The sequence below is a fragment of the Enterobacter sp. Sphag1F genome (genome assembly GCF_014193275.1).
Taxonomy (GTDB): Bacteria; Pseudomonadota; Gammaproteobacteria; order Enterobacterales; family Enterobacteriaceae; genus Pantoea; species Pantoea symbiotica.
This window is the reverse complement of sequence record NZ_JACHZD010000002.1, coordinates 1,109,358-1,124,259: the sequence shown is the minus strand read 5'-3', so window position 1 is coordinate 1,124,259 and position 14,902 is coordinate 1,109,358. Positions and strand designations below refer to the sequence as shown.

Below are 14,902 nucleotides of genomic sequence, written 5' to 3'. Positions count from 1 at the left end.
TAAGACCTGACTCAAACCGGTTCTTAAAGGATTCGAACACTAAAATACGCTCACTCCTGTGACGCTCTTAAGTAGGTGCGCAAAAGGCCCACAACGGAGCAACAACAGTAGGATAAATAATTATGAAAATATCGATGTATACCAATGCTATAAGCATGACTTCAACCCAATCGCTGGGCAAAGCCACTGATGCGCTGAGCGTTGCCATGCAGCGTTTGGGAACCGGCAAACGTATTAACAGTGCGGCTGATGATGCGGCAGGTCTGCAAATCGCCACCCGCTTGCAGTCACAATCCAATGGCATGACCGTGGCGAAGCACAATATCGCACGTTCGAGTGCGATGATGTCGCTGGGTGAAGGCGCGCTGGAAGAGGTGACCAACGTGCTGCAGCGCATGAAGGAGCTCTCTACTCAGGCAGCCGATGACAGTTTCAGCGCTGAAGATCGTAGTGCGATGCAGTCAGAGTACGACGCGTTGTTCAGCGAAATGGATAGCATTATGCGTAATACTCGTTACGGATCTGAGCCGTTATTGCAGAGCGTGATCCCGCCGGAAGTAAAAGGCAAGTTCACTTCTACCGTGCAATTCCAGATTGGTAGCTCAAGTGATGAAGTGCTGAAAGTAAACCTGGATAGCAAGCTGCAGGGTTCTGTGGATGCGATGTTAAACCTGGTGACCGTTCCGGGTAACCCAGGTGCGCTGGAAGATGCGACAACGGCGAACGACAACATTGATCTTGTCAGTGAAGCGTTGGAAAAAGTGCAGTCAGTACGCAGTGAATTCGGTTCTAACATCAACCGTTTGCAGTACACCGACGCTAACCTGAGCAATATGCGCGACAATACCGATATTAATATCGGTACCATTGTCGATGCAGATTACGCCATGGAAGTGACGAAAATGACACGCATGAACATGCTGATGCAAAGCAGCCAGGCAATGTTAAATCAAGGCAATGGCATCGCGAAAATGGCGTTGAATTTGCTGGGATAGTGCATTGAAACGCAGGGAACCTCTCCCTGCGTTGTTTTATAAGGTAAAGTTATCTGCGTCGCGCCATGCCGGAAAACGTTCACGGTAGGCTTGCAACTCTTCGAGTAACAACTCCGCATCCAAACGCGCGCGCGCAAACGGCTCGCCAGCCGCCAGAATCTCACCCTGTGGCGAAATGATCCGGCTATCCCCACTGTATTGATGCTGATTACCATCGCTGCCGACGCGGTTACAACCCGCAACATAAGCCTGATTTTCAATGGCACGGGCTAGCAGCAGCGACTGCCAGTGCAAGGCGCGCGGTGCCGGCCAGTTAGCGACATACAGCGCCAAATCATAATCATTGTGATTGCGGGAAAACACCGGGAAGCGAAGGTCGTAGCAAATTTGCGGCAGAATACGCCAGCCGCGCCACTCAAACACTTCACGCGTTTCGCCCGCCACATAATGCTGATGTTCATTGGCCATGCGGAACAGATGACGCTTGTCGTACTGATGCAGCGTGCCGTTCGGTTCGACCAGCAAGAAGCGGTTTACCGCGCCTTTTTCCGTCTGGATCGCCGCACTGCCGCCGACTAGCGCGTTGCTGGTTTGTGCGTGCGCGTGCAGCCAGGCGACGACTTGATCCTGCGGCAGCGAACTTTCGGCGGCTTCCATAGCAAAACCGGTGGTGAACATCTCCGGCAGCAGAATGATGTCGCGGCCTTCAATGCCTTTCAGCACGCCATCGAAGTGACGCAGGTTGGCTGCGCCATCCATCCAGCTCAGGGTTTCCTGCAGAACGGTAATTTTTAAAGCTGACATAAGCGCTCCGCAGCGGCGTCGAGCGTCGCTTCCTGTTTGGCAAAGCACAGGCGAATCAGCTTGTGCGGGAAGGGGGCGGCACAGAACACCGACAGCGGAATCGCCGCGACACCAACTTCTTTGGTCAGCATCTGGCAGAAGCTCACGTCATCCAGATCGGAGATCGCGCTGTAATCGACCAGCAGGAAATAAGTGCCTTCACACGGCAGCACTTTGAAACGGCTGGCGGAGAGCTTCTGAAGAAAGCGATCGCGGCGCGCGCGGTAGAACTCTGGCAGTTCACGATAGTGTTCTGGCTCCTGGCGCAGCATATCAGCAATCGCCAGTTGCGCCGGTGTGTTCACCGAGAAAGTCAGATACTGATGCACTTTGCGGATTTCAGCACTGATCGCCGCCGGTGCGATGCAGTAACCCACTTTCCAGCCGGTCATGTGGAAAGTCTTGCCAAATGACGATACCGCAATCGAACGTTGACGCAGTTCAGCATGCGCCAATACGCTGGCGTGGCCCGCTTCGGCGAAACAGATGTGCTCATACACTTCATCGCTCAGCACATAGATTTCCTGCTCTGCAATTGCCTGCCACAGCTCGGCGTAATCGCTTTTGTGCCACACGGTAGCGGAAGGATTGTGTGGTGTGTTCAGAATCACTAAGCGGGTTTTGCTGCTCAGCAGGCCACGGAATTCGTGCCAGTCAACGCGGAAACCTGGCGGCTGCAAGGCGATGCGCTTTAACACGCCGCCCGCCAGCTGCACGGCAGGCGCGTAGCTGTCGTAGCTTGGGTCGAAGCAGATCACTTCATCTCCGGCACGCACCAATGCGGTAATTGCGGCGTAGAGCGCTTCGGTCGCGCCTGCGGTGATGGTGATATCGCTGTTAACGTCAGGCGTGTGGTCGTAAAGCGCAGCGGTTTTCTCAACAATCGCTTCACGCAGTGGCAATGTTCCTATCATTGGAGCGTATTGATTGGCGCCCTGGCTGACGTGGAAGGCCAGACGTTGTTGCAGGTAGCGTGGGCCGTCGAAATCGGGGAAACCTTGCGAGAGATTGATGGCGTTGTATTGCTGCGCGAGTGCGCTCATTTGCGTAAAAATGGTGGTACCGAGCGCCGGTAATTTGCTCTCGGGGATCAGGTTGTGCTGCGTCATTGTTTATGGCCTTAAGCGCGAATGTCGTTGCGGAGTCACCTTGTGTTGTCGTCACTATAAACAGGATAACAATTCAGGGCAATCCAGACGCTTAGAGGTCCAAATCAATATTGGTCGTTATTATTGAGTTTTGCCGATTAGCGATGAAAATTGCTGGTGATTCTGCAGGGTGCGCATAAATGCGCACCCTACGAAAAACGCGCCAATCCTTTGTAGGGTCGCCATTTATGGCGACCCGCACATTACATGAGTTCCGTTTTCAATCCGGCCTGAATCAAAATTTCAACATCTGAGTTTTGATTGTGCCACACGTGATACTCAACGCCTGAAGAGGTAATAGTGCCCTTGGCCACTACCCATTCGTTAGCATCAAAGTTTTCCAGCTGACGGGCCAAAATCGCGCTATCACCTTCGTTACCCTTCACCTGAATCTGCTTCTTATCATCATCAATGAACAGGGCATGCTGTCCCAGAGCCAGTACATCTTCGGCACTGAGTGTTAGCTGATTATCACCGTCGCCACTGAGATCAATGGTGTTGAGGGTAGATAAACTTTTTTGCAGTGCTGACAGATCAAGTGATTGATTGCTGCCAGTTATGTTCAGCGTGTTAATCGCCAGCGGAGCATTATCATCCAACGTTACGCCATGTATGCCACTTCCATCCCATTCGGCATTTACAGCAATGTCGTTGACGGAGAAGGTCGACTTGTTATCAATAACGATGGTGAATTGGGGTGACCACGCGCTGGTATTACCGGCTTGATCGGTGTACTGAATGCGGAAGTCCCAGGCTTCATCATATAAAGGCGTCGCCGGTGTCCAGAACCAACTCCCATTAATGGTATCGGCCTGCACGGTCGCTGTTCCTAACCAGGCACCATTATCAATGCCATATTGAATGGTTACCGTGGCCCCTTTTTCAACATGGCCTTCAAGGGTTGGCGTACGATCTTTGGTTTTACCGTAATGGCCTACGTAACCACCCCAATTATCCCAGGTGACAGATGCCGTTTCTATGGCGGGTGCGGTAGTAGATTTATCCAACACCACATTTTTACTCTGCTCAGCGAGAACATTATTTTTGCTGTCAGCGACCTGAAGCTTATATTGCCAGTTACCTGAGTGCGCAGCATTATCCCTTGCCGTCCATGTTGTACCGGTGACAGTGGCTTTAGACCAGGAAACGCCGTTCCAGAAGTTCAGAGTTTCACCTGCGCCCAGTGCTTTACTGAGCGTGCCCGTTACATTACGTCCTGCGGTTCCATCATTGGTAATGAAGTCGGTTTGGCTGGTACCCGTATCCTTATCCATTTGCGAAAGCTTGATGGTAACGTTATTGGCATAGATAAATTCCCAGTCAGCAGACGAGGAACTCAGGAAGGTTCCCACTCCCATTTTCACATTGATTTTATGTAAGCCGACACTCAGGCCACCCGCATATTCCCATTCCCAATCACCTTTGGCGTCAGCTTTAACACTATCGATACGAGTGGCGCCATCATAGATGTAAACCACACTTTTAGGGTGTGCTTTACCTGCAAATTCGGGACTCCAGTCTGCGCTAGTGGCACCTGAAGGAAGTGCGACATTTTTGACATCATCGAAGGCTTTCTCAATGGTCGGTGGCGCAACGATGGTTATGGGGTAATAAACCTCTGGAGATATTCCGTGAATAGCAACAAATACATCACCAGGCGGAATGATCACAGTAGGCTTCCATTCCCATTGGCCATCACTGGACACGATTACAGTACCTTGGTCTAACGCTCTCGAGTTTTTATCCACGATATATACGTCGATTTTTTTGTTGGGCGTTGCGGTACCTTTGATCGTCGGCTGCTGGTCATCAGAATATCCGTTCTCTGGCACTTTATCGCTGCCACCCACGTAATCCCAAACTTCGAAGCTTGCTTTAATTTCGAGTGTCACAGTTTGCTTCACTGGCACTGAAACATTCCCGGCGACATCAACAGTGCGCACCTGATATTCCCAGTTGCTGGTGTGTACTTTATCATCGGTGAACCGCCATGCCGCCGAGCCATATAGCGTGGCTTCCTTCCAGGTTTTCCCGCCATCAAGCGAGTATTCAACCCTATCACCTGTGCTGTGTGGCTTAGCGAGTGAACCGTGAACCAGGCGATTTTTACTGCCATCGCTGGTTATCCAGTCTCGAGCTCCCACGCCATCATCTTTCTCCATATATTCAAATTTTGGATTGTTATCTGAAGGCGTGATGTCATAAATGACCTGGAACTCTTTCTCCGGCGAGAAATTCCCATCAGCATCAACAACGCGCAATTTATAGATCCAGTCGGCTGTGTGCGCGGTCGCATCCTGTGCTTTCCAGTTCTTACCGGTGACAGTGGCATTAATCCAGGCGCTGCCATTCCAGAACTGCAGCGTTTCACCAGCGACGAGTTTGCGGCTGATCTTGCCTACAACTTCACGGTTGGCTGAGCCATCATTGGTTATCAGGTCGGTCTGACTGATACCGGTATCTTTCTCCATGCTCGTGAGCGTGAAGGTGATCGGCTGAATGTTGATGTACTCAAAGTCCCACGGAGGGGAGAAGTCGCTCTGGAAGGCGTCTTTCTCCATTTTCACCGTGATGCTGTGCTTGCCGACGCTCATGCCTGTGGCATGTTCCCACTCCCAGGCTCCATTGGTATCCGCTGTGACGCTGCTTATCAGCTTGCCGTTGTCGTAGATATAGACAAGGCTGCCCGCTAGCGCTTTGCCATACAAACGTGGCGCGCTGTCATCGGTGGTTGCGCCGTTAGTCAGCCATTCTGAGGTTTGCCCGGCGTCATCAAAGGCTTTTTCAATGGTTGGGCCTTCAACGAGATTGAAAGTGTAAATCGCTGATTCAGCGCCTGATTTCTGACTTATTGCGATTACTTCCGTTTTACCCAGCGGCCATGGCGTGGGTGATGTCCATTCCCAGTTACCTTTGCTGTCCACAACAGGATAAGGTTTGGCAAATATATGCCCGGTTCCCGTTCCACTTTTATCCAGCAGGAATATAAAAATCTTATCCCCCGGTGTACCCGTACCTTTGAGCCTTGGGGTAAGGTCATCCGAATAACCATTCTGCAGCACGACATTACTGCCACCTACGTCATCCCAAACTTCAGTAATAGCTGGAGCTGCGTCGCCAAGTATCACGCTTTGTTTAACCGGCGTGGTGGTATTCCCCGCGATATCGGTGATGCGCACCTGATATTCCCAGTTGGTGGTATGCGCGTTGTTATCGGTAAAGCTCCAGAAGAGATTGTTTACCGTCAGCGGGTGCCAGGTCTTACCGCCATCGAGCGAGTACTCGGCGATATCACCGGTGTCGAGTTTTTTGTCAAAGATGCCTGATACGCTGCGTCCGGCGCTGCCATCGGATGTCTGCCAGTCGCCAGTTGTGCCATTGTCTTTACTCATCTCAACAAAGAACGCCTGAACAGCTGAAGGCGTGGTGTCCAGAACGACCTGGAAATCCTGCTCTGGCGATACGTCACCGAGGCTGTTGACCACGCGCAGTTTGTATTCCCAGTCGGCGCTGTGGGCCGTGGCGTCCTGCGCTTTCCAGCTCATGCCGGTAACGGATGCGTTGACCCAGGCGCTGCCATTCCAGAACTGCAGCGTTTCTGACGCGGAGAGCGCGCGGCTGAGCGTGCCGGTGACTTCGCGGTTGGCTGAACCATCGTTGGTGATGAAGTCGGTCTGGCTGCTGCCGGTGTCCTTCTGCATGCTGGTAAGGGTAAAGCTGACCGGCTGCATGCTGACGTATTCAAATTCCCACGGCTGCGAGAAGTCGCTCTGGAACGCGCCTTTCTCCATTTTCACCGTGATGCTGTGCCTGCCGACGCTCATGCCGGTGGCGTGTTCCCACTCCCAGGCTCCGCTGGCGTCTGTGGTAACGCTGGCAATCAGTGAACCGTTGTCGTAGATATAAACCAGGCTGTCGGGCAGCGCTTTACCGTACAGGCGCGGGGTGCTGTCATCGGTGGCATCGCCGTTAGCCAGCCAGTCTTTGTTCTGACCAGCATCATCGTAGGCTTTTTCGATGGTCGGCGGTTTAACCAGCGTGATGTCATACAGATCGGAATAGATGCCTGACGGTGAGATTGCCGCATAGCGTACAGTTTCACTCGTCACCGGTGTGGGCTGCGTCCAGGTCCAGGTGCCGTCTGCTTTCACATCGACAGTGCCCACTTTAATCAGCTTGTCACTGCCATATTTTGCCCAGATTTCAAGCTGCGAATTCGGGTGGCCGGTGCCGACCAGGCGTGGCGTAAAGTCATCGGTGTAACCTTCATGTGGTACCACGCGGCTGTTGCCGACATCGTCCCAGACCTCAGTGATGACGGGCGCAATTTCAGTCAGGGTGACCGCCTGCTTAACCGGCACGGTTACGTTGCCGGCAATATCGGTGATGCGCACCTGATATTCCCAGTCAACAGTGTGCGCACTGCCGTCGGTGAAGCTCCAGCTGTTATCATCCGCAACGCTGAGTGTCTGCCAGGTTTTACCGCCGTCGAGTGAGTATTCAATGATGTCATCTGCACTGAGCGCTTTGCTCAGCGTGCCGTGCACGGTGCGCCCGGCGCTGCCGTCGGTGGTTTCCCAGTCACGTGTGTCGCTGCCGTCATCTTTGGTCATGTGATCGAAGGTGACCTGCACGTCAGATGGCGTGGTGTCTAATACCACCTGAAAATCCTGCTCTGGCGATACGTCACCGAGGCTGTTGACCACGCGCAGTTTGTATTCCCAGTCGGCGCTGTGGGCCGTGGCGTCCTGCGCTTTCCAGCTCATGCCGGTAACGGATGCGTTGACCCAGGCGCTGCCGTTCCAGAACTGCAGCGTTTCTGACGCGGAGAGCGCGCGGCTGAGCGTACCGGTGACTTCGCGATTGGCTGAACCATCGTTGGTGATGAAGTCGGTCTGGCTGCTGCCGGTGTCCTTCTGCATGCTGGTAAGGGTAAAGCTGACCGGCTGCATGCTGACGTATTCAAATTCCCACGGCTGCGAGAAGTCGCTCTGGAACGCGCCTTTCTCCATTTTCACCGTGATGCTGTGCCTGCCGACGCTCATGCCGGTGGCGTGTTCCCACTCCCAGGCTCCGCTGGCGTCTGCGGTAACGCTGTCAATCAGTGAACCGTTGTCGTAGATATAAACCAGGCTGTCGGGCAGCGCTTTACCGTACAGGCGCGGGGAGCTGTCATCGGTGGCATCGCCGTTAGCCAGCCAGTCTTTGTTCTGGCCGACATCATCAAAGGCTTTATCAACGGTTGGGCCACTGACCAGAGTGATGGTGACCGGTGCTGAAATTAAAATTGGGTCCAGGCTGACGAGGTCAAAAGAGACTTCCCCCAGTGGTAACGGTGTTACAGGCGTAAATTCCCACGTCCCGTCGGCATTAACAATAACCGAACCAATGCTGTCTATAGGACTGCCATTATAAACAGCATAAACATGTAACAGCTGGCCCGGATGAGCGATGCCTTTTAGTGTTGGCGTAAGGTCATCGGAATAACCGTTATCAGGCACTAAATCGTTACCACCAACGTTATCCCATACCTCGGTTATTGTCGGGACAACATATTCTAACGTCACCGCCTGTTTCGCCGGAGTAGTCACGTTGCCGGCAATATCGGTGATACGCACCTGATATTCCCAGTCACCAGTGTGCACACTGCCGTCGTTAAAGCTCCAGCTGTTGTCAGCGGCGACGCTGAGTGTCAGCCAGGTCTTACCGCCATCGAGTGAGTACTCTGCGATGTCTCCCGCGCTCAGCGCTTTGTTCAGCGTGCCGTGTACGGTGCGCCCGGCGCTGCCGTCGGTGGTTTTCCAGTCTCGAGTATCTCTACCGTCATCTTTGGTCATGTGATCGAAGGTGACCTGCACGTCAGATGGCGTGGTGTCTAATACCACCTGAAAATCCTGCTCTGGCGATACGTCACCGAGGCTGTTGACCACGCGCAGTTTGTATTCCCAGTCGGCGCTGTGGGTCGTGGCGTCCTGCGCTTTCCAGCTCATGCCGGTAACGGATGCGTTGACCCAGGCGCTGCCGTTCCAGAACTGCAGCGTTTCTGACGCGGAGAGTGCGCGGCTGAGCGTACCGGTGACTTCGCGGTTGGCTGAGCCATCGTTGGTAATGAAGTCGGTCTGGCTGCTGCCGGTGTCCTTCTGCATGCTGGTAAGGGTAAAGCTGACCGGCTGCATGCTGACGTATTCAAATTCCCACGGCTGCGAGAAGTCGCTCTGGAACGCGCCTTTCTCCATTTTCACCGTGATGCTGTGCCTGCCGACGCTCATGCCGGTGGCGTGTTCCCACTCCCAGGCTCCGCTGGCGTCTGCGGTAACGCTGTCAATCAGTGAACCGTTGTCGTAGATATAAACCAGGCTGTCAGGCAGCGCTTTACCGTACAGGCGCGGGGAGCTGTCATCGGTGGCATCGCCGTTAGCCAGCCAGTCGGTATTCTGCCCGGCATTATCAAAGGCTTTATCGACGGTTGGGGCAGATACCAGGTTGAGCGTAACGGGATCCGAAGCCAGTCCTGTCTTTGTCACCATATCAAAGGTAATTTCACCCAGCTGTAGTGCTGTTGATGGCGTCCACTCCCATGTGCCGTCTGCTTTGACGAGCACCGATCCTATTTTTTTGCTGTTGCTTTCGTTGCTGTAAAAGGCATAAACATAGAGCGTGGCTCCGGGCTGTCCGGTGCCTTTCAACGTTGGCATGAGATCGTCGGAATAACCGTTATTAGCGACCAGATCGTTACCGCCGTGGTTGTCCCACATTTCAGTAATGACGGGCATAATTTCAGCCAGCGTCACCGTCTGTGTGATCGGCACGGTAACGTTGCCGGCGATATCGGTAATGCGCACCTGATATTCCCAGTCGCTGGTGTAAGCGGCTTTATCGTTAAAGCTCCAGCTGTTGTCGGCAGCGACGCTGAGCGCCAGCCAGGTTTTACCGCCGTCGAGTGAGTATTCAATGATGTCGCCAGCGCTCAGCGCTTTGTTCAGAGAGCCATATACCGTGCGTCCGGCGCTGCCGTCGGTGGTTTCCCAGTCACGCGCATCGGTACCATCGTCCTTATCCATATGCCCGAAGGTAACCAGCACGTCGGATGGCGTGGTATCCAGCACCACCTGATGACTCTGCTCCGGCGTGGCATTGCCTGCCGTATCAACGACACGTAATTTGTACTCCCAGTCTGCGCTGTGCAGCGTGTCGTCCTGCGCCTGCCAGTTCATGCCGGTAACGGTGGCGTCGACCCACTTGCTGCCGTCCCAGAACTGCAGAGTTTCGGAGGAGGCGAGGGCGCGGCTCAGCGTACCTTCCACGCTGCGTCCTTCAGAGCCATCTTTAGTGATGAAGTCGCTGCCGCTGCTGCCGGAGTCTTTGTCCATGCGATCAAAGGTGAATCCAACCGGTATCAAACCAGCGGAGGTCCAGCTTACGTTATCGATGTGGAAGCCGTAGTCACCGACACCCGGCTCATCGCCAGTGATGAGCTCTGCGCGGGCAATCAACATGCCGGCGGGGGCGGTGAAGCTGAGGGTCTTGATATCAAATTGTTTGGCGGTGACGGAGCCGGTGTAGAAAAGCTTTTCACTGCCAATCAGGTTGCCATCAGCATCGTAAAAGTTAATCACCGTACTGTGGTTATGCAGGGCAAAGTAATCAAAGCTAAATTCGGACATGCCCTGAGAGCCAAGGCTGAAGTTGATGGTGCTTTTTTCACCCACCAGCAGAGTTTTTGAGTTGTAACCGAACCAGTTGAACTCGGCGATTTCAAGGCGACTGTTGTGATTCTGGATGATCAAACCCGTCTCGGTTTCGAGCTGGGCGCCGATGGCTACCTTTTGTACGCGCTCTTCATCAAAGCTTTCCCCGAGCGGCGAGGCAGAGGCCAGCAACGTAGCACCGGTTACCGGTGCGGCGGAAACGGCCGGATCAGGGATATCGCTGGATGACTGAGGCAGTTCATCCTGCTCGGTACCGTAAGGGTTGTAGCGATTCTTTTTGAAATCCATTTTCTTAACCATTGAATTGAGATAATGGCCGGTATCCTAAACAGGCAAAAAAAATACGCCGTACAGACATGTCTGTTATCCGAAGAATATATTTTTGTGCAGGAGACTTAAGAAATGACGAAGAGGGTAAAAGAGAGTACGCGCAGTAGAAGAGGTTCCTGCTGCGCGTAGTGGCGTGATTAGTGATTGAGCAGATTGGTCGTTACGCCGCTCTGCACCAGCAGTTCAGCATCGAGCGCGCTGTGCTGCCAGACGGCGTAAGTCACACCACCGACCGTAACGTTGCCGCTGCTGCTCCAGTCGCCAACATCACTTTTGTCGGGCAGGAGGTCTGAGAGGTTTATTTTGTCGCCGGCATTGCCTTTCACCACCATCTGCACGTTGCCTGAGATGTTGAACAGATCTTTGCCGCCCTGTTGCAGAATATCGCCCAGCGACAGGTTGAGGGTGTTATTGCCGCTGCCGGTAATATCGATCACCTCCATTGACTGAATCTTGCCGAGGAAAGAGGTGAGATCCAGCGTCTGATTCGCCCCTGCCAGCTTCAGCGTATCGATGCCGCCGTTGCCGTTGAATATCTCAATTTTGCTCAGGTCGCTGACCTTATTAACGATGAAGATATTATCCAGGTTATCACCCACGGAAATAATGTCGCCGTTAAGCACGGTCTGAGTTGTTTCAGTCGACACAATCTTATCGTCATAAACCCAGAAGTTCAGGTTATCAATAGCCAGAACATCACCTGAAGTTGCCGGAATAAATTTTATGGAGGTAAATTCTTTTCCTGCTGGCAGATCTACTGTCAGATATTGGTATTTACCATTGCGCATGTAGGCAGTGTAGTTATAGGCCAATTTTCCATCATCATAGAATTCAACTCTAATATCCCCGAGCGTTAAATCTTTAATCTCGAAGGTCATTTTATTGCTTTTTTTACCATGATTTAGCATCAACGTTACAGGATCTCCCACGCAGGTTATACCCAGTGTATTGGTGGGATATTGCATGCCCTGTTCTTTAGCAAGACCAGTAATTCCATGATTAGCCGATGAGCCAGACCAAATAATGCTGAACAAACCAAAGTCATAGGCTTTATTTTTGACCGGATGATTAAAAGCCTTCTGATCTTCAAAATCGAAGATCAGCGGCGTACGGGAGAAGTAGTCCGACACGTTGCCGTGCGCGTCCATGAAGGCGGCGCGGTACTCCGCCGACAGGCGGCTGTTGGCCGGCAGCGTAACGACGGCCTGGCCCGCCTGGATATCGGCAGCGGTCAGGGTGTAAAAGGCGTTTTTGCCGTCGATGTGGACGATAATCCTGTCGCCGGCCACCACGCCGCTGTTCTTCAGGCTGACGGTCAGCCTGTCGCCTTCGCGGTTAATCAAATCCGGATGATCAGGCGGCGTGGTGTCCATGCGCACCTGATGCGGCGTGCCTTCGTAGGTGTTGCCCGCGCGGTCGGTGATGCGCGTCTGTACCGTCCAGTCTGCGCCGTGGTCTTCGTTATCCTGCCAGCTCCACCTGTTGCCATCAGTCAGGGCGTCGTGCCAGGTGAGGCCGCCGTCGGTGGTGACCTCCACGCGCGCGCCGGTTTCCGCGGCGGCGAAGGTGCCCCAGTAAATGCGCCCGGCGCGGCCGTCGCTGGTGTAGAGGTTCTGCACGTCCAGCCCGCTGTCTTTGCCCATCCCGGCGAGGGCGGCGGCGTCCGGCAGCACGAGGTCGAGCACCACGTCCTGCGTCTGCTCGTGGAACGGGACGCCGCCGGGGTTGAGGACGCGCAGTTTGTACTGCCAGTCGGCGGCGTGGGCGGCGTCGTCCTGCGCGCTCCAGCTGAGGCCGCTGACGCTGACGCTGACCCAGCGCTGGCCGTCCCACATCTCCAGCGTCTCGCCCGCGCTGAGCGCGCGGCTGAGGGTGCCTTCGACAAGGCGTCCGGCGCTGCCGTCATTGGTGATGAAGTCGGTGGCGCTGATGCCGGAGTCTTTGTCCATGCGCTCGAAGGTGAGGCTGACCGGCGGCGGCGGGAGCAGCACGGCGGTCTGGCTGACCGGGGCGGCAATATTGCCGGCGACGTCGTGGATGCGCACGAGGTAAACCCAGTCCTGGCCGTGGGCGGCGGGGTCGGTGAAGGACCAGCCGAGGCCGTTCAGGGAGGCGACCTGCCAGCTGACGCCGCCGTCGAGAGAGTATTCGACGACGTCGCCGGGGCTGAGCGCGCGGTCAAGCTTTCCGCTGACGAGGCGTCCGGCGGAGCCGTCGCTGGTGCGCCAGTCGCCGGCGATGCCGTCATCCTTCTCCATGTAATCGAAGGTGACCCGCACCGGTGAGGGCGGGGTGAGCAGCACGTCCTGATGCTGGTCCTCAAGCGTGCTGCCGGTGGCGTCGACCACGCGCAGCCTGTAGGTCCAACTGCCGCCGTGCGCCGCGTCGTCCTGCGCCTGCCAGGTAAGGCCGGTTGCGGTGGCATTTACCCACGCGGTGCCGTTCCAGAACTGCAGGGTTTCGCCGGCGTTGAGCTCGCGGCTCAGCGTGCCTTCGACCCGGCGGCCGGCGGAGCCGTCGCGGGTGATGAAGTCGCTGTCGCTGGCGCCGGTGTCTTTTTCCATGCGGTCAAAGGAGAGGGTGATGTCGAGCGGCAGCAGGACCACGTCCTGCACCGCCGGGGCGGCGACGTTACCGGCGATATCGGTGAAGCGTATCAGGTACTGCCAGTCGGCGCTGTGGTCGTCGGGGTCGGTGAAGGACCAGTCCAGCCCGTTCAGGGTGAGCGTATGCCAGGTTTTGCCGCCGTCGTAGGAGTATTCGGCGACATCACCGGCGTCGGGCGTGCGGTCGAGCGAGCCGCTGACGAGGCGGCCAGCGGAGCCGTCGGCGGTGCGCCAGTCGTCCGCGACGCCGTCGTCCCTGCTCATGCGCTCGAAGATAACCTGCACCGGCGGCGGCGTGACGTCGAGCACCACCTGATGGCTCTGCTCCGGCGTGGCGTTGCCGGCGGCGTCCACCACGCGCAGCCTGTACTCCCAGTCGGCGGCGTGCGCGGTGCCGTCCTGCGCCTGCCAGCGCATGCCGTTCACGCTGGCGGCCACCCACCTGCTGCCGTCCCAGAACTCCAGCGTTTCGTTCGCGCTGAGGGCGCGGCTCAGGGTGCCTTCCACCTGGCGCCCGGCGGAGCCGTCTTTGGTAATGAAGTCGGTGGCGCTGGTGCCGGTGTCCTTCTGCATCCGGTCAAAGGTGAAGTTCACCGGCAGCAGGCCGGCGGCGGCCCACCTGACGTTGTCGACGTGGAAGCCGTAGTCGCCGACGGCGGGCTCGTCGCCGGTGACCAGCTCGGCGCGGACAATCTGCGTGCCGGACGGGGCGGTGAAGCTCAGGGTTTTAATGACGAACTGTTTGGCGGTGACGGAGCCGGTGTAGAGCAGCTTTTCGGAGCCAATCAGGGTGCCGTTAACGTCGTAAAAGTTCATCACGGTGGTGTGGTTGTGCAGGGCAAAATAGTCGAAGCTGAATTCGGACATGCCCTGGGCGCCGAGGGTGAAGTTGATGGTGCTCTTTTCACCGACCTGCAGCGTCTTAGAGTTGTAGCCAAACCAGTTGAACTCGGCGATTTCGAGGCGGCTGTTGTGGTTCTGGATAATCAGGCCGGCCTGAGTCTCGAGCAGGGAGCCGCTGCCGATCTTCTGACTGCGTTCGGCGTCGAAGCGCTCTTCCGGGACCGCCGTAGCCGGTGCGGCGGAAAGGGTTGCTGTGCGGCTGGTTATGGGCTGATAAGGCAGTTCATCCTGTTCCGTGCCGTAAGCGTTGGAGCGGTTTTTTCTGAAATCCATTTTTCCTGACCATTAGATAGAGGTAATGAGCGTTATCCTAAGTAATGAGAGGAGATGTGCCGTACAGACCTGTCTGATTGCCGGTGGGTATATTT

Annotated in this window: 5 protein-coding genes; 1 reads left to right on the top strand and 4 read right to left on the bottom strand. The window is 55.3% G+C overall.

Annotation, left to right across the window (positions count from 1 at the left end):
- Positions 1 to 122 precede the first annotated feature (122 nt).
- Positions 123 to 995 carry a flagellin gene (locus FHW71_RS10705; protein ID WP_179451764.1) on the top strand — a complete coding sequence of 291 codons (873 nt, stop codon included), beginning with the start codon at positions 123 to 125 and terminating at the stop codon, positions 993 to 995.
- A 36-nt stretch (positions 996 to 1,031) separates the two neighbouring features.
- Here the strand turns inward: FHW71_RS10705 and FHW71_RS10700 are convergent, their stop codons facing one another.
- From FHW71_RS10700 to FHW71_RS10685, 4 genes are all read right to left on the bottom strand, one after another.
- Positions 1,032 to 1,799 carry an amidohydrolase gene (locus FHW71_RS10700; RefSeq protein WP_179451763.1) on the bottom strand — a complete coding sequence of 256 codons (768 nt, stop codon included), beginning with the start codon at positions 1,797 to 1,799 and terminating at the stop codon, positions 1,032 to 1,034.
- Positions 1,787 to 2,947: a pyridoxal phosphate-dependent aminotransferase gene (locus tag FHW71_RS10695; protein ID WP_179451762.1), complete on the bottom strand. Its 1,161-nt coding sequence runs from the start codon at positions 2,945 to 2,947 to the stop codon at positions 1,787 to 1,789. The genes FHW71_RS10700 and FHW71_RS10695 overlap by 13 nt, the downstream gene beginning before the upstream one ends.
- A 242-nt stretch (positions 2,948 to 3,189) precedes the next feature.
- Positions 3,190 to 10,983 (bottom strand): Ig-like domain-containing protein, encoded by a 7,794-nt coding sequence (locus FHW71_RS10690; protein ID WP_179451761.1) that lies wholly within the window; start codon positions 10,981 to 10,983, stop codon positions 3,190 to 3,192.
- A 179-nt stretch (positions 10,984 to 11,162) separates the two neighbouring features.
- A complete protein-coding gene (locus FHW71_RS10685) occupies positions 11,163 to 14,807 on the bottom strand; it encodes a hypothetical protein (RefSeq protein ID WP_179451760.1) in 3,645 nt (1,214 codons plus the stop codon).
- Positions 14,808 to 14,902: the final 95 nt, after the last annotated feature.